Source organism: Virgibacillus sp. L01, from assembly GCF_052246775.1.
Taxonomy (GTDB): Bacteria; Bacillota; Bacilli; order Bacillales; family Amphibacillaceae; genus Lentibacillus.
Genome location: NZ_JBQQCP010000006.1, coordinates 90,707 through 110,962 on the forward strand (window position 1 = coordinate 90,707; position 20,256 = coordinate 110,962).

General features: G+C 40.1%; 21 protein-coding genes. 19 read left to right on the forward strand and 2 right to left on the reverse strand.

Annotated elements, in window-relative coordinates; all coding sequences use genetic code 11:
• Nucleotides 1–105: 105 nt before the first annotated feature.
• From ACTWQM_RS12475 to ACTWQM_RS12500, 6 genes are all read left to right on the forward strand, one after another.
• Nucleotides 106–1,065: a substrate-binding domain-containing protein gene (locus ACTWQM_RS12475; RefSeq protein WP_443258488.1), complete on the forward strand. Its 960-nt coding sequence runs from the start codon at nt 106–108 to the stop codon at nt 1,063–1,065.
• 79 nt (nt 1,066–1,144) lie between these two features.
• A complete protein-coding gene (locus ACTWQM_RS12480; protein WP_443258489.1) occupies nt 1,145–2,659 on the forward strand; it encodes a sugar ABC transporter ATP-binding protein in 1,515 nt (504 codons plus the stop codon).
• Nucleotides 2,652–3,632: an ABC transporter permease gene (locus ACTWQM_RS12485; RefSeq protein ID WP_443258490.1), complete on the forward strand. Its 981-nt coding sequence runs from the start codon at nt 2,652–2,654 to the stop codon at nt 3,630–3,632. Before ACTWQM_RS12480 ends, ACTWQM_RS12485 begins: the two co-directional genes overlap by 8 nt.
• 11 nt (nt 3,633–3,643) lie before the next feature.
• Entirely contained in the window at nt 3,644–4,678 is a 1,035-nt protein-coding gene (locus ACTWQM_RS12490; RefSeq protein ID WP_443258491.1) for a Gfo/Idh/MocA family protein, read from the forward strand.
• A 247-nt stretch (nt 4,679–4,925) separates the two neighbouring features.
• The gene (gene dacB / locus ACTWQM_RS12495; RefSeq protein ID WP_443258492.1) at nt 4,926–6,446 is read left to right on the forward strand and encodes a D-alanyl-D-alanine carboxypeptidase/D-alanyl-D-alanine endopeptidase; all 1,521 of its coding nucleotides are present in this window, start codon (nt 4,926–4,928) and stop codon (nt 6,444–6,446) included.
• Between the two features lie 145 nt (nt 6,447–6,591).
• Nucleotides 6,592–6,765: a hypothetical protein gene (locus ACTWQM_RS12500; protein ID WP_443258493.1), complete on the forward strand. Its 174-nt coding sequence runs from the start codon at nt 6,592–6,594 to the stop codon at nt 6,763–6,765.
• Between the two features lie 276 nt (nt 6,766–7,041).
• On the opposite strand, the gene ACTWQM_RS12505 is transcribed toward ACTWQM_RS12500, so the two are convergent.
• The gene (locus ACTWQM_RS12505) at nt 7,042–7,401 is read right to left on the reverse strand and encodes a Lin0512 family protein (RefSeq protein WP_443258494.1); all 360 of its coding nucleotides are present in this window, start codon (nt 7,399–7,401) and stop codon (nt 7,042–7,044) included.
• A 306-nt stretch (nt 7,402–7,707) separates the two neighbouring features.
• On the opposite strand from ACTWQM_RS12505, the gene ACTWQM_RS12510 reads away from it, so the two are divergent.
• The gene (locus ACTWQM_RS12510; protein ID WP_443258495.1) at nt 7,708–8,178 is read left to right on the forward strand and encodes a DinB family protein; all 471 of its coding nucleotides are present in this window, start codon (nt 7,708–7,710) and stop codon (nt 8,176–8,178) included.
• Nucleotides 8,179–8,228: 50 nt separating this feature from the next.
• On the opposite strand, the gene gdhA is transcribed toward ACTWQM_RS12510, so the two are convergent.
• Nucleotides 8,229–9,611, reverse strand: a complete 1,383-nt coding sequence (gene gdhA, locus ACTWQM_RS12515; protein ID WP_443258496.1) for an NADP-specific glutamate dehydrogenase — start codon at nt 9,609–9,611, stop codon at nt 8,229–8,231.
• A 262-nt stretch (nt 9,612–9,873) separates the two neighbouring features.
• Here gdhA and ACTWQM_RS12520 point away from each other — a divergent pair, with 262 nt between their 5' ends.
• From ACTWQM_RS12520 to ACTWQM_RS12575, 12 genes are all read left to right on the forward strand, one after another.
• Nucleotides 9,874–10,416 (forward strand): hypothetical protein, encoded by a 543-nt coding sequence (locus ACTWQM_RS12520; RefSeq protein WP_443258497.1) that lies wholly within the window; start codon nt 9,874–9,876, stop codon nt 10,414–10,416.
• Nucleotides 10,417–10,526: 110 nt separating this feature from the next.
• Nucleotides 10,527–11,153: a cyclic di-AMP binding protein CbpA gene (cbpA, locus tag ACTWQM_RS12525; RefSeq protein ID WP_443258498.1), complete on the forward strand. Its 627-nt coding sequence runs from the start codon at nt 10,527–10,529 to the stop codon at nt 11,151–11,153.
• Nucleotides 11,154–11,700: 547 nt separating this feature from the next.
• Nucleotides 11,701–12,303, forward strand: coding sequence for a YpjP family protein (locus ACTWQM_RS12530; protein WP_443258499.1), 603 nt, complete (start codon nt 11,701–11,703; stop codon nt 12,301–12,303).
• Between the two features lie 99 nt (nt 12,304–12,402).
• The gene (locus ACTWQM_RS12535) at nt 12,403–13,569 is read left to right on the forward strand and encodes a TraB/GumN family protein (protein ID WP_443258500.1); all 1,167 of its coding nucleotides are present in this window, start codon (nt 12,403–12,405) and stop codon (nt 13,567–13,569) included.
• A 288-nt stretch (nt 13,570–13,857) separates the two neighbouring features.
• Nucleotides 13,858–14,139, forward strand: coding sequence for a hypothetical protein (locus tag ACTWQM_RS12540; protein WP_443258501.1), 282 nt, complete (start codon nt 13,858–13,860; stop codon nt 14,137–14,139).
• Nucleotides 14,140–14,291: 152 nt separating this feature from the next.
• The gene (locus tag ACTWQM_RS12545) at nt 14,292–15,500 is read left to right on the forward strand and encodes an acyl-CoA dehydrogenase (RefSeq protein WP_443258502.1); all 1,209 of its coding nucleotides are present in this window, start codon (nt 14,292–14,294) and stop codon (nt 15,498–15,500) included.
• Nucleotides 15,501–15,518: 18 nt separating this feature from the next.
• Complete coding sequence (locus tag ACTWQM_RS12550; protein WP_443258503.1) at nt 15,519–16,292, forward strand: SDR family oxidoreductase; 774 nt, start codon at nt 15,519–15,521, stop codon at nt 16,290–16,292.
• A 27-nt stretch (nt 16,293–16,319) separates the two neighbouring features.
• Nucleotides 16,320–16,883: a TetR/AcrR family transcriptional regulator gene (locus tag ACTWQM_RS12555; protein WP_443258504.1), complete on the forward strand. Its 564-nt coding sequence runs from the start codon at nt 16,320–16,322 to the stop codon at nt 16,881–16,883.
• A gap of 22 nt (nt 16,884–16,905) precedes the next feature.
• Nucleotides 16,906–17,301: an acyl-CoA thioesterase gene (locus ACTWQM_RS12560; RefSeq protein ID WP_443258505.1), complete on the forward strand. Its 396-nt coding sequence runs from the start codon at nt 16,906–16,908 to the stop codon at nt 17,299–17,301.
• 1 nt (nt 17,302) lies between these two features.
• On the forward strand, nt 17,303–18,370 hold the full coding sequence (locus ACTWQM_RS12565; RefSeq protein ID WP_443258506.1) for a phosphotransferase family protein: 1,068 nt from the start codon (nt 17,303–17,305) through the stop codon (nt 18,368–18,370).
• A 5-nt stretch (nt 18,371–18,375) separates the two neighbouring features.
• Complete coding sequence (locus ACTWQM_RS12570) at nt 18,376–19,110, forward strand: 2-phosphosulfolactate phosphatase (protein WP_443258507.1); 735 nt, start codon at nt 18,376–18,378, stop codon at nt 19,108–19,110.
• Between the two features lie 25 nt (nt 19,111–19,135).
• Nucleotides 19,136–20,110, forward strand: a complete 975-nt coding sequence (locus ACTWQM_RS12575) for a quinone oxidoreductase family protein (RefSeq protein ID WP_443258508.1) — start codon at nt 19,136–19,138, stop codon at nt 20,108–20,110.
• The last annotated feature ends 146 nt before the right edge of the window (nt 20,111–20,256 follow it).

Here is a 20,256-nt window from a genome sequence, read left to right on the forward strand (position 1 = left end):
GTTATTGAATAGTATTTTGATAATAGAGCGCTGGCCTTAGATGTTGATGTAATCGATTACATTATAAGGAGAGCGTTTCAATAAAAAACTAAGGGGTGAAATTTGTTGAAGAAATTACTAGTTTTATGTTTGGCATTAGCAGCGGTAATTAGTTTGGCAGCATGTGGTGAAGAAGGAAAAAGTGAAAGCGGAGATGATAGTCTTACAATTGGGATTTCATTGCCATCTGCAACACATGGATGGATGGGAGCATTAATTGAAAATGCGGAAAATCAGGCAAAAGAAATCAAAGAAAGTGAAGGCATTGATTATGTAATGACTAATGCAGCTGATCCAAATAAGCAGGCAAATGATGTTGACGATTTAATCTCACAGGGCGTTGATGTTATTGTGATGCTTCCAATCGAATCAGCGGCACTGTCACCGGTAGGACAGAAAGTTAAGGATGCTGGAATTCCATTAGTAATTGTTGACCGTGAACTTGAAAACGATGCAGCTACGGTTGTTGTTAAAGGTGACAACGAAGGAATCGGTGTGAACGCCGGTAAATATTTTATTGAGAAATTAGATGGTGAAGGTAAGGTAGTTGAAATAACAGGTCCTCCAAGCTCAGTAACAGAGCAGCGCGGTGCAGGATTTAAGGAAGCAATGGATGGTGCTGAAGGGATTGAAATAGTGGCTTCGCAAAGTGGAGAATTCTCAACTGAAACGTCATTAGAGGTTATGTCAAATATTCTCCAGGCACAGCCAGAAATCGATGCTGTATTCACACAGGATGATGGAATGGCTCTTGGCGTCGTTCAGGCAATTAAAGAAGCAGGACGTGAAGATATACAATTCGTAACTGGTGCAGGCGGAGCTAAAGGAGTATTCGAAAGTATTAAAGATGACGGTTTAATTTCGGCAACTTTCCTCTATTCACCAACAATGGTTAGAGATGGTGTGAAAATTGCAGCAGATATAGCGCAAGGTAAGGATCCAGAAGAATCAATGGTGGTAAAAGAAGCAACGAAGGTAACAAAAGAAAATGTTGAGGAGTATTACAACCCTGATTCTAAATTCTAAATAAAGTTAAAGGAAATACAATATGCGGGGATTACCGCTGTTGTATTTCCTCTTTTCCTATAAAAGGAGAGAATTATACATGTCTGCAAATCCTTTCATGACTATGAAAAACATCAAAAAGTCATTCAACAACGTCCCTGTATTAAAAGACGTTTCACTACAAGTGGAGCGCGGAGAGATACATGCATTGCTTGGAGAAAATGGCGCTGGTAAATCAACCTTAATGAACATTTTGGGTGGAGTTCATCAACCTGACAATGGCACTATACAGATGAATGGAAATGCCGTTAAAATGACCAACCCTATTGTATCGCAGCACCAAGGGATAAGTTTTATTCATCAGGAACTTAACGTGGTCTCAGATCTAAGAGTTTATGAAAATATGTTTCTGGGTTCAGAACTTCTCAATAAAATGGGTTTTGTTAAAGTAGAAGAAATGTGCAATCAAACAAGGGATGTACTTGCCAAGTTAGGTGTTGACATTAATCCGAAAGAGTATGTACGAAATCTGGATACCTCGTATAAACAATTAATTGAAATTTCAAAGGCGCTACTACATAATTCCACACTTATTATTATGGATGAACCAACATCAGCATTAGCAGAACATGAAGTTAATCGGTTATTCGAACTCATGAAAAATCTAAAAGAGTCAGGTGTTTCAATTATTTATATTTCTCACAAACTGAAGGAAATAAAAGAAGTCTGTGATCGCTATACAGTACTTCGTGACGGGGAACTGGTTGGCACCGGCAGTCTGGATGATGAAAACCTGGATACAATCACCAACTTGATGGTAGGAAAATCAGTATCCGAAGACCGATTTGTACAAGATCATGAATTTGGGCCGGAAGCATTAGAAGTGAACAACTTAACAGATAAGGATTTCTTTAAGAATATTAGTTTTACTGTCCAAAAGGGTGAAATTGCCGGATTCACAGGATTAGCTGGTGACGGCAGAACAGAGCTGTTTGAAAGTCTGTTTGGTTATCGAAAAAAGTTCACCGGTGAAATTAAGATAAACGGCCAGGTGGTAAATATAAGTCATCCAAAAGATGCATTAAGAGCGGGGTTGGGACTTGTTCCAAAAGATCGGAAGGAAAATGCAATTATTAAGGATTTAAGTGTGGTTCATAATATGAGCTTATCCTCTATGGCACATTTTGAGAAAACAGGCTTTATCCAGGAAAAAGTGGAGAAACGAAAATTTCAGTATTATAAAGATAAATTAAACATTAAAGTAGCTAATCCAGGAGTGACAATTGACAAGCTAAGCGGTGGTAACCAGCAAAAGGTTATTATTGCCAAATGGCTTGAGGTGAATACCGATATTATTATTTTCGATAACCCTACACAAGGTATCGATGTAGGGGCTAAACGGGAGATTTATCAGCATATTATAGATTTAGCTGAACAAGGAAAAGGCGTTATTATTTTATCCTCGGAGGCACCTGAACTATTAAAGATTTGTCACAATATACATGTCATGTACCAAGGTGAAATCACTGCGGAGTTTAAAGGAGAAGAAGCAACAGAAGACGAAATCATGAGTTATGCAACTGGCTCAAAAAGGGAGGTCGTAACAATTGGCTAATACAGAACGAAAAGAAACCAATCATCAAACAAGTCCATCGAATACACCAAGTCGGCTTTCCTGGTTATGGTCAGAATACAGTGTGATAATTGCATTCCTGATTATATTTATCGCTGCTTCGATTATGAGCCCAAGGTTTCTGGACATCAATAACCAGCTTAATATATTAATGCATGTTTCGATTATCGGGATTATTGCATTAGGGATGACCGTTGTTATGCTATCCGGAGGTATTGACTTATCAGTTGGTTCTGTCCTGGCACTAGTTGGTGTAATTACGGTAATAGCACTAAATGCTTCAGGCAGTATTTTTGTGGCTGTATTGACTGCTTTTATAGTTGGATCATTCGCAGGACTACTCAATGGGTTAATGGTCGCCAAGGGGAAAATAGCCTCATTTATCGCCACACTGGGAATGATGGCGTCAGCCCGTTCTATTGCATTATATATTGCCGATGGTGGAAGCATGTCCGGGGAAGTATCCGGATTTACAGCTATCGCGAATTCCGATTTATGGATGATTGATTACCCGATTATTATATTCCTTATTATGACGGCTTTAATATATATTTTAATGCATAAAACACGTTTCGGACGTTATGTATATGCCATTGGCAGTAATGAGAAGGCAGCTGTTTTATCAGCAATTCGTGTTGATCGTGTGAAGCTTGGTGTCTATAGTTTAGCAGGTTTACTTGTCAGTGTGGCAGCAATAATTGAAACATCACGATTGAATTCCATTTCGTCCTCTAGCTCCGGTATGCTTTATGAATTAGATGCTATCGCTGCAGTTATCATTGGTGGAACTCGAATGACCGGAGGCAAGGGAAAAATCATTGGAACATTTTTTGGTGTGCTAATCCTGGGCATTCTTAATAATACGATGAACTTAATGAATGTTTCTCCACACCTTCAAGGGTTGGTAAAAGGTTTAATTATAATTATAGCAGTAGTATTCCAAAAGAGAGAATAGGAGGCGGTCATTTGAATATAAAAGCAGGTGTTATCGGATGTGGTTCAATTGCTAAGTTTCGTCATGCACCGGAGTATAAGGCAAATCCATATGTAAGTGAGATCATTTTTTATGATAGAAACCCGGAGCGGTCAGCAGAATTGGCAGAACTGTTTGACGGAAGCGTTGCAGCAACCGTTGATGAATTGTTAGCAGATCCCTCCGTACAGGTTATTAGTGACTGTTCATCAAATGAAAATCATCACGTTTTTTCAACAAAAGCATTGCTTAGTGGCAAGCATGTCCTATGCGAGAAGCCTATCTCCCTTACAATCGATCATGCAAATGAAGTGGTCGAAGCGCAAAGGAAATCCGGGAAAAAGTTAATGGTAGACCATAATCAGCGATTTACCCGCGCCCACCAAAAAGCCAAGGAAATACTAAACAATGGTGAACTTGGTAAAGTTCTCACATTTAGAACTACTTTTGGGCATCAGGGGCCAGAGCATTGGGGTGTGAACAAAACAAACTCAACATGGTTCTTCAAAAAAGATCGCTCCGGATTTGGTGTTGCAGGTGACTTAGGTATTCACAAGCTAGACCTGATCCATTACTTATTGGACGATGAAATCGAACAAGTCAGCGCTTTTCAAGGAGCGCTTGATAAGGTTGATGAACACGGTAAACCAATTGAAGTTTGTGACAATATTGTTTCCAGCTTGAAGACAAAAAAAGGCCGACTTGGTACAGCAGCCTTTTCTTGGACTTATTATGGGGAGGAAGATAATAGCACAACTATCTATTGTGAAAATGGGATAATGAAAATCTATCATAATCCTGCGTATCAAATTGAAGTGATTACCAAAGATGGTGAACAGGTAAATTATAAACTTGAAACTATCCAAACGAATGATAACCAGACAAATACAGGTGTCATCGACGCATTTATCGATTGTGTCCGTCTTGATGAAGAGCCACTTGTAACTGGCCAAGATGCATTGTCATCACTCAAAGTGGTCCTCGGTATACTGGAAGCCGCAGAGACTAATAGTGTTGTAAAGATTTAAGCGAGCAGCTTAATATTTAATAGTCTGGTTAACTTATCCCCCATCCCTGATAATATCTGGGAGGGGGATTTTTTGGTAGCTAAGAATTCCACCATTAAAATAGTTAATTAAAACCAGATATTATGGACTATATTTTTTTCTGGGCATAGGTGAAAGGAATGATTTTGAAGAAATAAGGTTAAATTAACATGATATTTTAGTATAATTGAAAATATTCAAATAAATGCAAAAGGGTGTGAACAATTTTATGATCACAAAGGGATATATGAGGCAGTTATTTCTGTTTTTCCTTCTGGCAATGGTTATTGTTATGCTCTTTGCCAGTCAGGAGAAACCCTTTGTAACAGCATCTGAAGATACGGCAGAAACAGTAAATGAGAATGATCAGTTAGCGGACAAGCTTGACGAAATTCTCCGTCACGAAAGTCTGGAAGGAACGAGTACAAGTGTCAGTGTTCGGGAAGCCAATACTGGTGAACAACTCTATGCATACTCTGGTGATGAACGCCTTCACCCGGCATCTAATATGAAGCTATTGACAGGTGCAGCTGCTATGGAGACTTTGGGACCGGACTATCGATTTACCACTGAGGTACTGACGGACGGTAATATCAGGGGAAATGCCCTTGACGGGGATTTATATCTGAAAGGAAAAGGTGATCCGACACTGATGGAAGAGGATCTGGATCAATTTGCAAAAGAATTAAGAGATCAAGGCATCAGTGTCATTCAGGGTGATTTAATGGGTGATGATAGCTGGTATGATGATGTCCGTTTGTCACAGGACCTAAACTGGTCTGACGAGCCCTATTACACAGGGGCACAAGTTTCAGCATTATCCTTGTCGCCAAATGAAGATTATGATGCGGGAACGGTTATTGTTGAGGTTTATCCAGCTGATGATGCTGGTAGTAAGCCTGATGTCAGCGTGACGCCTGCGACCGACTATGTCACGATTGTTAACGAGGCCAAAACAGTTCCAGCTGGTGAAAACAAGGACATTTCAATTGAGCGACAGCACGGGACAAATGATATTTTAATTGAAGGAACCATTCCTGTTGATGGGTCACGCTCCAGGTCCTGGGTTTCTGTTTGGGAGCCGACAGGGTATGCACTTGATGTATTTAAAAAATCACTTGAGGAGAATGGCATTAAACTGACAGGCAATTCGGATGTGACAAGAGGGGTAGCACCTGAGGATGCAACTGTACTTGCTTCAAGGAAATCGATGACTCTTGAAGAGCTGTTTATTCCGTTCATGAAACTGAGCAACAATGGACATGGTGAAATTCTCGCAAAAGAAATGGGGAAAGTGGTGCATGGCGAAGGAAGTTGGGATAAAGGACTCGATGTCATTGAAGATGTGGCAGCTGACCTTGGCGTAGACCGTGATACAATCCTTGTGCGGGACGGATCAGGTATGTCCCACAAAAACATGATTCCGAGCAATGAACTTACCAAATTTCTGGCTGCAATTCAGGACAAAAGCTGGTTTCCGGCATTTGAAAACTCCCTGCCGGTTGCTGGTGCACCAGAACGTCTTGTTGGTGGCACACTTAGGTACCGTATGACGTCACCGCCGGCCCAGGATAATGTTGTAGCCAAAACCGGCTCATTAACTGGTGTTTCAACGCTTTCTGGCTATGTCACGTCACAGGATGGAACAGACTTGGTATTTTCCATTATGTTAAATAATTATCTAGGCAATTCGGATACCTCCATTGAGGATTCAATTGCAACAACATTGGCAGAGCATGAATTCCAGTAATAAACAGGGAATCCCAGTATTTGGGATTCCTCTAATTTCGACTGCCTTCCACTTAGCCAAAACCTCATGAAACCCAGCCATCTAAGCGGTTAACTCAGTATTTTTAAATTTCCACAAAATTGTCGATATTTTAATGCCACTTCTCATGCTTGAGAATCGAATCTATTTACACAAAGTATTATTTTTGAAAAAAATAATACAAACAACATTAAATGCCGTTGTTGTACGAGAACAATATAATAGCGATCAAATGCCTGCAACAACTTTAGCGGACATGAGGAACCTTATTTTATGGAAAACAAGCAATAGTAAGGTATAAGTGGACACCAGATACCTTATTTGCTGGAATTACACCTATTTCACTTGGATATATGTGAAATAAGTGCATCTGTGTCCGCGTAACCTCAAAAAGTGCTTTTTTTACCGAAATAGCAGCTCCTGTGTCCGCCAAATAACTGAAAGCAAATAGTGTTTGGCTTGGAATGAACAAAGGCTTGGAGAGTAACCAAGCCCTTATTACAACTGTATTGTGACAAAAATTAGGGAGGGTTTAGCTTGCAATTATCAAGTGTTCGCTTTTCTAATCAGCAACTTTTTAATAGCCTACCTCAACAGCAGTATTTACGATATACATTAAATCATTGTCATCCTGTTTATCTTCCAAAATAATTCCACTAGAAGTAGCCATTCCGCCATCTGTAACATCAACAGTCACTGTACCATATGGAATGATGTCTTTTACTTTTTCAATACTTAAATTGTCACGGTCGAGCGGAACAGCCAAGCGAACATTTACTTTCATATTTTCAATTCGCTGATCAGGAAGGCTCTGCGCAATCCCTGGCATAGAGTTTCCATAAATCGCATCTTCAACTGCGCGAATCGAGGCCTTTGTGACATCCTGGCCATGCACATCTATGCCGGTACCTGTTTGAATAAAAAGAATTTGTTCCATGCTGAATCACTCCTTGTCGAATTGTTTAGATAGAATTCCCGATTTAAAAATCACATAAACACAAAATCGCCATCATAACCAAATTAGTTGTACGAATGGGAATATTAACTATAAAACATGGAAGCAAAGAGTGGTTCTCTTATAGATTGTACTTTTTTAAAAATTAGAATTATCATGCAGTAGTTTAATTGTTTAGAAGTTTTAAAAGGTAATAACTTTGTCCCTTTTTGTTTGAAATTCTAGTAAATAATTTAGCATAGTAGATGTAGTATTATATATAAAGATACCTTAACGGGAGGGTTATAGATGAGTACAATGGATGAAGTTGTTGACGGTTGGCTGAAACATAGGCTAGTAGTACAAGAGTTGCTGGAACTAGTGGATGACGAACAAGCTCAGTTCAAGCCTTGGGAAGACGCGAAATCATTAGGCGATTTGGCAGTTCATATAGCAACATCGATGGACATGTTTGTTAAAACGGTGAAAAATGGAGAGTTCACTCCTCCGCAAGAGGAATCAAATTATGAGACAATGCGTGATGTACGTGAGATTCTCAAGAAATATACGGAAACAACCAAGCAGGATTTAAAATCTCTTTCCAAATCACAGCTAACAGATGAAGTAGAGTTCAATAAAGATATTGCACCAGGAAGTTTCTGGCTTTCCAATGCAATTGATCACGAGATACACCATAAAGGTCAATTATTTACATACGCTCGCATAGCTGGGGTTAAAGCAGTACCATTTTTCATGAAGCATCCGTCAGAATTGAAATAAAATTATAAGAGGCTGACATTAATGTCAGCCTCTTATAATTTGAGTTTTTATTAGGTAATACCATGTGCCACCATAGCATCTGCTACTTTGAGAAATCCGGCAATATTGGCACCTGCCACCAGGTTACCAGGTGTTCCAAACTCTTCTGCAGCTTGCATGCTTTTCCGGTAGTTATCTCTCATGATTTCCTGTAACTTTATATCGACTTCTTCAAACGACCAGGATATTTTCCCGCTGTTTTGAGCCATTTCTAAAGCAGAAACTGCTACGCCACCAGCGTTGGCAGCTTTTGCCGGTGCAAAGAGAATATCGTTGTCGAGAAATACATTGATAGCTTCCAGTGTAGACGGCATGTTTGCCCCTTCACCGACAGCACGAACTCCATTCACTACTAGTAATCTTGCAGTTTCTGCATCAATTTCATTTTGTGTTGCACATGGCAAAGCAATGTCACACGGAACGGACCAGATACCCTTGCAATCTCCGGAGTACAGCGCATGAGGATGTTCTTCCACATATTCACTGATTCGTTCTGATCCAACTTCCTTCAGTCTTTTTATCGTCTCAAGATTTATTCCATTTTCATCATAAACAAAGCCATCAGAATCACTGCAAGCTACAACCTTTGCACCAAATTTAATAGCCTTTTCAATCGCGTAGATGGAGACATTCCCTGAGCCTGATACAACTACAGTTTTCCCGTTGAAGTCGAGGTTTTTGTCCTTCATCATTTCCTGAACAAAATATACAGTACCATAGCCAGTCGCTTCACGACGTGCTAAGCTTCCACCGTATTCTAGCCCTTTACCTGTCAACACGCCTGCTTCAAAGCCACCACTTAATTTTTTAAACTGTCCAAACATAAAGCCAATTTCTCTGGCCCCGACTCCAATATCCCCTGCTGGCACATCGGTTTCCGGTCCGATATATCGGTGTAATTCGGAGGTGAAGCTTTGTGTGAATCGCATTATTTCCATTTCTGATTTACCCTTAGGGTCGAAGTCAGACCCGCCTTTTCCGCCTCCAATTGGTTGTCCGGTTAGCGAGTTTTTGAAAATTTGTTCAAAACCTAAAAATTTAACAATGCTGGTGTTCACAGAAGGGTGAAAACGTATACCACCTTTATAGGGACCGATTGCACTGTTGAATTGAACACGGAAACCACGATTTACCTGTACAGTGCCAAGGTCATCTACCCATGGTACCCTAAATGTGATAACTCGTTCTGGCTCGACAATTCTTTCTAGAATGCCGTAATTAATATATTTAGGATATTTATCAAATACGGGGATTAGAGAATCGAATATCTCCTTTACAGCCTGAAGAAATTCGTATTCGTTGGGGTTACGTTTTTCAACTGTATTATATACTTTATTAACATAATCTTTGGCTATGTGACTTTCCTTTATTAAAACATCTTGTATTGTATCCATGCAGCTCCTCCTTTAGTATTTCAATATAATGATAAGGGAAAAATCTCAGTCTAGTATATGTTTGTATCATTAGTGACAATGGAATATTGTCCGAAAGTAGTTTAATTATAGAGAATGAAATTTTTTGATGAAACTACCATTATACACTAATAATCGAAAGAATGCAAAAATTATTGAAGCGTAATTATACCTATCATAAACTTTTATTTTATGAAAACTTTCATCTATACTTAAGTAAATGGGTTTTTAAAGGAGAAATCAAATGGATAGTACGATACAAACTTACTTTGCGAATTTACAATCTGATGATAAGAACTTACAATATGAGGCCTTCAACAATATTATTGATGCTACAAAAGTTGAAGTTGATTGGGCATATGAGATTTGGGGGCAATTGGTGGATGATTTAACGCATCCTAATAATCATCAAAGGGCGAGAGCTGCACAGTTTTTATGCAGTTTGGCTATAAGTGATCCTGAAAAAAGGATGTTACATGACTTTGCAGCAGTATGGGAAGTAACAAAAGATGAGAAATTTGTGACAGCCAGACATAGCCTGCAATCAATTTGGAAGATAGGTCTTGCTGGTACTGAGCAAAAAGAGATGGTTATTAAGGACCTTGTTAACCGTTTTAATAATTGTACTTCCGAAAAAAACTATACATTAATTCGCTTCGATATTATTAAAAGCCTTAGTAATTTGTATGACGTATTGAATGAAGAAGAAATAAAGAACATAGCACTGGATTTAATTGAAAAAGAAGAAGACAAGAAGTACAGGAAAAAGTATTCTTCTGTATTTTAGATTTAATAATTCAATCTTCTAACTATTGATATTATAATGAAAATATAGGAAAATAGTAAAAATATATTAAATTATTCACAGTATAAGAGAAAAATTAGGAGGTAGACAAGATGCTTATAAAAAATAATTATGTAGTTAAACATGATGTTGAATTTGTGAAAGAAACTGACAGTATGGAACATGCGTTGAATAAATTAGAGGAAACCGGTTATCGCTGTATTCCGGTATTGGATGAATCAGGGTCTAAATACGTCGGTAATATTTACAAAGTTGATTTACTTGAATATGAAAGAGAACATTCTCTCGATGGAGTGTTAAATGAGCTGGTTTCTGATCAGAATGGCTATGTAAAAGAAGATGATCCGTTTTTTAAGGTATTTTCTTCGATTAAGCGTCTTCCTTTTCTTGCAATCATTGATGATTCAGAACAATTTATTGGGATATTAACAAACGGAAACGTTATTCAGGTGCTGGAGGATGCCTGGGGAGCGAATATTGGAAGCTATTCCCTAACAATTGGAACGCTGGAATACGCTGGAGTTTTAAGAAAGATGCTTAAAATTGTTAACAAATACTGTAATGTGCAGAGTGTTATCTCGCTGAATAACGGTTCCAAATACGTTAGAAGAGTTTGTATTGTACTCCCAGAAGAAGCCGACGAAAAAATGGTGAACAGTATTAAAAAAGATATGGATAAAAAGAATTTCACTGTAACAGATGTAGAAAAATTGAATTAATTGTAGTTAGATATAAAGCTGCGAACTAACTGCTGGAATAATCTCTATAAACTCTCATCCCACCGTCCGGGGTCGCTACGGGCGGGTGCTTTCCGCGGGCACGGCCCAAGCCTCCTCGAGAAAACCACTCTGCGGGGTCTTTGGACACGTGCTGTTCCCGGAGTCACCGCCCTCCGCTCACCCGGACTAGTGTAGCTGTCATACACTTATTCTATAGCGATTTCTACTCCAGTCAACAGCGGAGGAAATACACGTAGACTCCTGTGGGAGCTGAGGCCTAGATGAGACTGCGCAGCGACGTAGGAGCAAGAAGGCTCATCAGCCGCCCACGGAAAGCGTAGTGTATTTCCGGAGTGGCACAATAGCAATCAAACTTTTTAAAAAGTACTTAACAATTAAAAATGGTTTGAGATTATCAAGATAGCTATTTGAGCTTATTCTATAGATGCGAAGTTGAGTAATCTTTTAAATAAAATAAGAGAATATTGTAGACATTTCTCTTTAACATGGTAAAATTTAATAGAGTACATTAAAGGGGATATTTTCTATGAAACTATGGTTCAGAAAAATTTCAGTTATCCTTATCGCAATTATGACCTTAGGGATCTATGTCCCGCAAATTTCTCTGGAAACCGAAGCGGAGGAAAGTAGTGAGGCTATTTCACCGAAGTCGGATATTGATGAATCCGTTTCAGTTGCCTTACCCGATGTTAGTAATCAAACGGAACCTGATCAAATTTCTGACGAAGAAGTCCTCATTAATGAAATAACTAAAAAAGCAAAAGAACAAACGTATACTAAAATGGGACCTAAAATTGTGACACAGGTAGAAGACGATTTCATGACAGCTATTTTACCTAAAATTGAGGAATCGCTTAATATGATTTTGGCAGATGCAGGAGAAGATGAAGTCCCTTATTACAACATTACTGAACAGCCATCACAGGGCCTTGGGGAAAAGATATTTAATATATATGATAATCGAACAAAAAAAGATATAGCACGATTCCATGTTCGGCGTGACAACCGGCCGTTAGAAGGATACTGGTTTAATTTCCATTATCATTTAAGCACTGATGGGTTTGAAAACCATCATGAAATTGGTGAGATTTACTGGGATAAAAACAGTCCGCCTAAATGGATGACATAATGATAAAAAGCCTGGTTTTCACGCCAGGCTTTTGTTTGTCTAAGGTATCATTATATAATGGGTATAGTGATGAATGAAGCTATAAAAGGAAGGTAGTTTATGTCTGAAGAGAACATTACCAGGATAAATATAAATGATAAAGAATTAATACTTATTGGAACTGCGCACGTATCAAAGCATAGTGCAGAACAGGTGAAAGAAGTTATCGAAGCAGAAAAGCCTGATTCTGTTTGTATTGAACTGGATGAACAACGATATAAGTCAATTGTCGATGGTAACAAGTGGAAGGATATGGATATATTTAAAGTCATTAAGGAAAAGAAAGCAACCCTGCTTCTAATGAACCTTGCCATCTCATCCTTTCAAAAACGAATGGCAAAGCAGTTTGGTATTAATGCAGGACAGGAAATGATTCAAGGGATTGAATCAGCAAAGGAGAATGGCGCTGGCCTCGTACTTGCTGATCGGAATATCCAAACTACTTTTTCACGTATTTGGAGTGGTATCGGACTAAAAGGTAAAGCTATGCTTCTTATGCAAGTGATTGGCAGTATTTTTACGAAAGAAACAATATCTGAAGAAGAACTGGAAAAAATGAAGTCACAGGACATGCTAAATTCAATGCTGCAGGAGTTTACCGATAGCTTCCCTAAGTTAAAAAAGCCTTTAATTGATGAGCGCGACCAGTATTTATCCCAGAAAATTAAAGAGGCACCAGGTACGAAGGTTGTTGCTGTATTGGGGGCAGCGCATGTTCCCGGGATTAAACAGGAAATCTATAATGAACATGACTTGGAACGGTTGGATGAAGTACCTCCTAAATCTAAGATTCCTAAGATTATCGGCTGGTCAATTCCAATCCTCATTCTTTCAGTTATTGCATATACATTTTATGCAAATCCTTCTGCAGGTATCCAGCAAACGATAAGCTGGGTGTTATGGAACGGATCTGTTTCAGCGATTGGAGCCGCGGCTGCTTTGGCACATCCACTTGCGATTCTTACTGCTTTTGCCGTGGCCCCATTAACTTCACTAAATCCGTTAATTGCTGCTGGCTGGTTTGCGGGAATTGTTCAAGCATATATTCGCAGACCAAATGTAGCGGATTTTGAAACAATTTCAGAGGATGTATTTAGTGTGAAGGGATTTTGGCATAATAAGGTAAGTCGTATTCTGCTTGTCGTTGTATTGGCAAATCTGGGAAGTTCTTTAGGAACCTTTATTGGTGGAGCCGATGTCATCCGATTATTCATAGAAAACATATAGCGTAGGAACAAAGGCGCAAGCGCCTGTTCAGTGCCGTATGGACTGCGCCCGCGCATCGCGGGTGGGTCGACGTTGCCGCGCAAAGCGGCGGTGTTAGTCGATCTTCATTTTCCCGTGTGAGATAAAGGATACACGAAGAGCGTAAGCGATTCGATGTTGACTTATCGTAGACACGGGGAGGGAAGTCCACTAGGCGCTAGAGCTGGACGTCGCTGATTCGGAAGTCCAGTTATCCACAGCACTTAAATTTTATAAATTCCTAACCCACAAGAAATCTGGAGGGTGTCCATGTATTTAATCGCCGAACAACCGTATGTTAAAGTTCAACGGGAAGTAAGCAGTCTCGAACAAAGAGATGTTGAGTATGAACGTATCATTTATATGTATGATGAAAAAATAGTAACGCAGCATCGCGAGTTTTTGATTGAAAATGTACTTGATATGTCATATCGGGTTGTAGGTAAAACAGGCGGTCTCTTGTATCTACACACAAATAAGGGTGTCTATTCCTATACGGTAAAATCATCCCCACAACAATTTATTGATGCTTTTAAAGAGCATCTGAAATAGTCGAAATAACAACGTCAGGACAATTCCTAATTCCAATTGTATCTGGCGTTTTATATTGCATTTTTTTTAGTAATCATTTATAATAAATTATAATATTCTGAACATACTATCCGGTTAGTAAGTTAATTAGAAGATAAGCAGGAGATGAAGAGATGGATTTTTCGTACTCAGAAAAAGTTATCAATATGCAGAAGAAACTTACGGATTTCATGGAGGAGCATGTCTATCCAAACGAAAAAGTCTACGATGAGCAACTGAATCACCAGGAAAATCGCTGGACAGCTGTTCCGCCGATTATGGAAACGTTAAAGCACAAGGCCAAGGAACAAGAGCTTTGGAATTTATTTTTGCCAGATAGTGAGTTGGGAGGCGGATTAACAAATCAGGAATATGCACCGCTTTGTGAAATTATGGGACGCTCGATGATTGGCCCTGAGGTGTTTAATTGTAATGCTCCAGATACAGGCAATATGGAAGTGTTGCATCGCTACGGGACCGAGGACCAAAAGCAAAAGTGGCTACTCCCGCTTCTGAATGGTGAGATTCGGTCATGTTTTTCGATGACGGAGCCTGATGTTGCTTCAAGTGATGCGACGAATATTGAATCAAGCGTTGTCAGAGATGGCGACGAGTATATAATTAATGGGCGTAAGTGGTGGTCGTCCGGAGCAGGTGATCCGCGTTGCAGAATTGCGATTGTCATGGGGAAAAGTGACCCGGAAGCTGATCGGCATGCGCAGCAGTCGATGATTTTAGTACCACTTGATACACCAGGGGTGAAAGTGGAGCGAATGCTTTCTGTGTTTGGTTATGATCATGCACCACACGGGCATGCAGAAATTACATATGACAATGTTAGAGTTCCTGCTGAAAATATGATCTGGGGTGAAGGAAAAGGTTTTGCGATTGCACAAGGGAGACTTGGTCCAGGACGCATTCATCACTGTATGCGACTAATCGGGGCTGCAGAACGTGCGCTTGAAGATTTATGTAAGCGCGTACAAGATCGCGTAGCCTTTGGCAAAAAATTAGCAGACCAGGGTGTCGTTCAGGAATGGATTGCTGAATCACGAATAGACATTGAACAAGCCCGATTATTAACGTTAAAGGCAGCTTACATGATGGACACGGTTGGCAACAAGAAAGCTAAAACAGAAATAGCAATGATCAAAGTTGTTGCACCAAGTATGGCATTACGGGTAATAGACAGAGCAATACAGGCGTTTGGTGGTGCAGGAGTGAGTGATGATGTCACGCTGGCTGCACATTGGGCGAATGCACGAACACTCCGGTTAGCCGATGGACCTGATGAAGTGCATCGCAGGCAGATAGCCAAATTAGAGCTTCAAAAAAACTTGTGATAATGGAGGGAATATAACATGAATGTACTAGAACTTTTTAAGCTAGAAGGAAAAACGGCAATTGTTACTGGTGGAGGACGTGGACTAGGGGCGCAAATTGCCCAGGGCTTAGCAGAAGCAGGCGCTAATGTTGTCGTGTGCTCCCGTAAACTTGAAGCATGCCTGGAAATGAGTGCGGAATTAAAAAAACTTGGTGTTGATTCACTGGCATTCAGCTGTGATGTTACAAACCAGGACGATGTTAAAAAAGTAGTTGATGAAACAAAGGCACACTTTGGATCGATTGATATTCTGGTGAACAATAGTGGTGCGACATGGGGCGCTCCTGTTGTCGATATGCCGATTGAAGCATGGCAAAAGGTCATGAATGTCAATGTCACGGGGACGTTTTTAATGAGTCAGGAAGTTGGCAAAGTAATGATTGAGAAGGAAGGTGGTAAAATTATCAACATCGCCTCGATTGCTGGCTTTGGAGGAACAGATCCAAGGTATATGGACACAATCGGCTACAATACAAGTAAAGGGGCAATTATGACATTTACAAAGGATTTGGCAACAAAATGGGGACAACATAATATTAACGTGAATGCCATTGCACCAGGGTTTTTCCCGACAAAAATGTCAAAAGGATTAATTCATTCGGGAAAAGATAAAATTTTAGAAGGAACGCCCTTGAACCGGTTGGGAAGTGACGCTGATTTGAAAGGAGCGGCTTTATTCCTGGCATCAAAGGCATCCGATTATGTCAGCGGTGATATTCTATCAGTCGATGGCGGTGCACATGCTTTATAAATATATCAAACTAGCGAGGAATATAATATGAAAGAGAAGATAACAACCCAGAGTATTATACTTTTTGAGAAAAAAGGATTCAGTCAAACGTCAATTCAGGATATTGTCGATGTGCTGGAGGTGACCAAAGGAACATTTTATTATTATTTTTCAAGTAAAGAGCAGCTGTTAATGGATATTCACTCTGATTACATTACCAATCTATTAGAAAGGCAGCAGCTTATTTTAGACAATCAAGATCTATCACAAAAAGAGAAATTAAGCAGGACAATCCGGTTACTGGTAACAGATATTGCTGATAAAGGGCCAAGTGCACGGGTGTTTTTCCGTGAGGTGAGGCATTTGGCTAATGAAAACATTGAAAATATTAAAAAGAAGCGGGATCAGTTTCGCCTGAATATCGAAAAGACGGTTAATGAAGGTGTTCAGCAAGGTGAATTCCGTAATGGTTTGCGGACGGATATGATTACGTTTGGGATCTTAGGTATTACAAATTGGAGTTACCAGTGGTATAAGCCAGATGGAGAAGTGTCGATTGACGATCTGGTGGAAATCTATGTAGATATGATCCTGAAAGGGATTGAGCAATAGGAGGTGAGCTAGGCTGGATATTTTGGATATAAAAGTCCGTGTCAGTGAAACAGACCTGTTAGGCCACATTAACAATGCGAGTTATTTTATTTATATGGAAGAGGCAAGAATTGAGTTTTTGAAAAAGCTTGGAATTGATATTGAGAATGGTGATTTTGCTTTTATGCTGGTGTCAGCAAAGTGTGACTTTATCAGGCAAGGTTATTTCGGAAAGACACTCAAAGTCGCCACAGAGGTATTAAAGATTGGGACCAAGAGTATAACGCTGACGAGTACGATGACGGAGAGTGAATCAGGTGATTTGATTGCCAGGGGTGAGGTAGTACTGGTTTATTTTGACGTAAACGCGGAGCAAACAATAGCGATTCCTGTTTCATTTAAGGATAAGCTGCAGGCGCATATGGAAGGAGATGGCTGAGATGAAATTCGGTTTTAAAGATACAATCCGCGTCCGGAATGGTGAAGAACTTGATAAAAATCCACTATTGAAATTTATTAGAGAAAATATCGCAGGAGTTCCGGATGGACCGCTTGAAGTTGAACAGTTTGGTGCAGGCCACTCCAATTTGACATATTTATTACGCATTAATGACTGGGAAGCAGTATTGCGCAGACCGCCATTAGGTCCAGTTGCTCCAAAGGCACATGATATGGAGCGGGAGTATACGGTGTTGTCGGGATTACATCCATCATACCAAACAGCGCCAAAGCCTCATGTGTTTTCGGATAATCCGGACATTGTTGGAAGCCCCTTTTTTATCATGGAACGAAGAAAGGGGATTGTACTGGATACTGAATTTCCTGAGGGGGTGTCATATGATAAGGCATTGGGGCGCAAGGTTTCGGAGCTGATGGTCGACAAATTGGTAGAGCTGCATCAAATAGATTACACGGAAACCAGCCTCGTCAACATTGCTAAGCCGGATGGTTTTATGGAGCGTCAGGTGAAGGGATGGATTAAGCGGTACGACCGTTCAAAGACTGATGACGTACCAGGGGTAACCGCGTTAACAAACTGGCTAACGGATAATATTCCGGTATCGCCTAGCCCAACGATTATTCATTACGATTACAAGCTGAACAATGCTATGTTTTCCGAAGATTTTAGTGAAATAACGGGATTGTTTGACTGGGAAATGACAACTGTTGGCGATCCATTGGCAGATCTTGGGGCAGCCATGGGTTATTGGATAGAAGCAGGTGATCCGGAACTATTGAAAAAGGGACTTGGTAAGCCTCCTGTGACCGTGATGGATGGTTTTTTTACCCGTACGGAGTTTATCGAGGACTATGCAAAGAAAAGCAGTCGTGATGTCTCAAGTATTCACTTTTACCAGACATTCGCCTACTTCAAGCTTGCGGTAATTTGTCAGCAGATTTATTTCCGGTACAAGCAAGGCCAGACAAATGATTCGAGATTTTCTCAATTTGATAAATTTGTATCCAACCTAATTCAATATGCGTTGCATACTTCAAAAGGTGTGTGACGGAAGTGAAGGTGCATCTTCTCTGGAAAAAGGAAGAAATCGATGATCTTCAAATGAAAGAGGATAAAATTGCTGTCGTGTTTGACGTGCTGCTTGCCACGTCGACGATTACAACGTGTCTGGCATATGGGGCAAAACAGGTAACGCCAGTATTGAATGAAAAGGAAGCGTTAAAAGAAGCGGAGGCAATAGAAAAGGATGATGTTTGTCTTGTTGGAGAGCGTGATGGCATAACGATTAAGGGATTTTTGGACCCTGTCCCATTATATCTTAAGAACTATATAGCGGGGAAAAAGGTGGTGCTGTCAACAACGAACGGAACGGTAGCAATTCGTAAAGCTGCATCTGCCAAGAAAGTGTATATGGCATCCTTGTTAAATGGTGAGGCAGTCGCCCGTCGCTTAATTGAAAGGTATGACAATGAATCGATTGTCGTTGTCTGTTCCGGATCCAACAATTCATTTTGCATCGAGGATTTTTATGGAGCGGGATATTTTATTGATCAGCTTGTAAGTGGCTATAGTCATGAACAGGTAGATCTAACGGACAGTGCCTTGGCAGCAAAGTTGTTTTATGAAAATTTAAGTGATCAGGCAGAAAATGTGCTTCGTCAATCACATGTTGGCAAGCTGATGGCTGCATATGGTGTTGAAAATGAAGTGGAATTTGTTAGCAAAAAGGGATTATTGTCCGTTGTGCCAAGGTTATTTGACGGCAAAACAATTATTGCAGAAGACTAATTTTATATGGAGGATTGCTATAGTTATGAAAACAGTACAATTTAATGAATATGGTGGACCAGATGTGCTGGAGGTTATTGATACAAAAGCGCCAGCATTCAGTGAAGATGACGTATTAATTGAAGCACAAGCAATAGGTGTTAATTATGCAGACACTGCCAGGCGTGAAGGTCAATATGTAGTACCAACCAACCTTCCATTCACCCCGGGTGCAGAGGTCGCAGGGGTGGTTAGCGAAGTTGGTTCAAATGTAAAAGGTATACAAAAAGGTGCAAGGGTTGTCGCACTAATCGAGTCTGGAGGCTATGCAGAATATGCAGTTGTACCGGCAACATCAGTAATTCCTGTGCCAGATGGTGTAGAATTTGAACATGCAGTCGCACTTCCATTACAAGGGTTGAGTGCCTATCATATTTTAAAAACGATGGGCCGTTTAGAAGAAGGAGAAACAGTTCTTGTCCATGCGGCTGCTGGTGGGGTTGGTTCATTGGCTGTCCAGCTTGCAAAGTTATTTGGAGCAGGGAAGGTAATTGCCACTGCCAGTAATCAGGAGAAATTGGCGTTTGCGAAACAGATGGGTGCAGATCATGCTGTTGATTATACCAAGGAAGATTGGGAAGAAGAAGTTCGTGATTTAACGGATGGAGAAGGTGTTGATGTTGCACTGGAAATGGTCGGAGGTGAAGTTTTTCATAAAACGATTGAATGTTTAGCGCCATTTGGCCGTCTGGTGATTTATGGTGCAGCAAGTGGTGAACAGGCAAAATTTTACCCAGGTTTACTAATGAAACGCAATCAATCTGTTGTAGGATTTTTCCTGCCGCAAATCATGCGAAAGCCTAAGCTTTTTCAAGATAGTCTAAGTGAACTTTTAACGTACGTACAAAAAGGAGAGCTAGAATTAACAGTAGGCGGAACATACCCACTAGCAGATGCTGCACATGTTCATGCTTTAATGCAAGGAAGGAAAACAAAAGGAAAACTCGTTTTAATTCCATAGTATCATCGTGGGGCACTTTTGTTGCTACAGTTAATTTAAAGAACGATGGTTTGTAGAAAATACTTTAGAGCTATGACACCGCTGCGGAAATACACTACGCGAACCTTAGGGTAACGCTTCAGCTTCCTCGGAAGCAAAAATCGCTT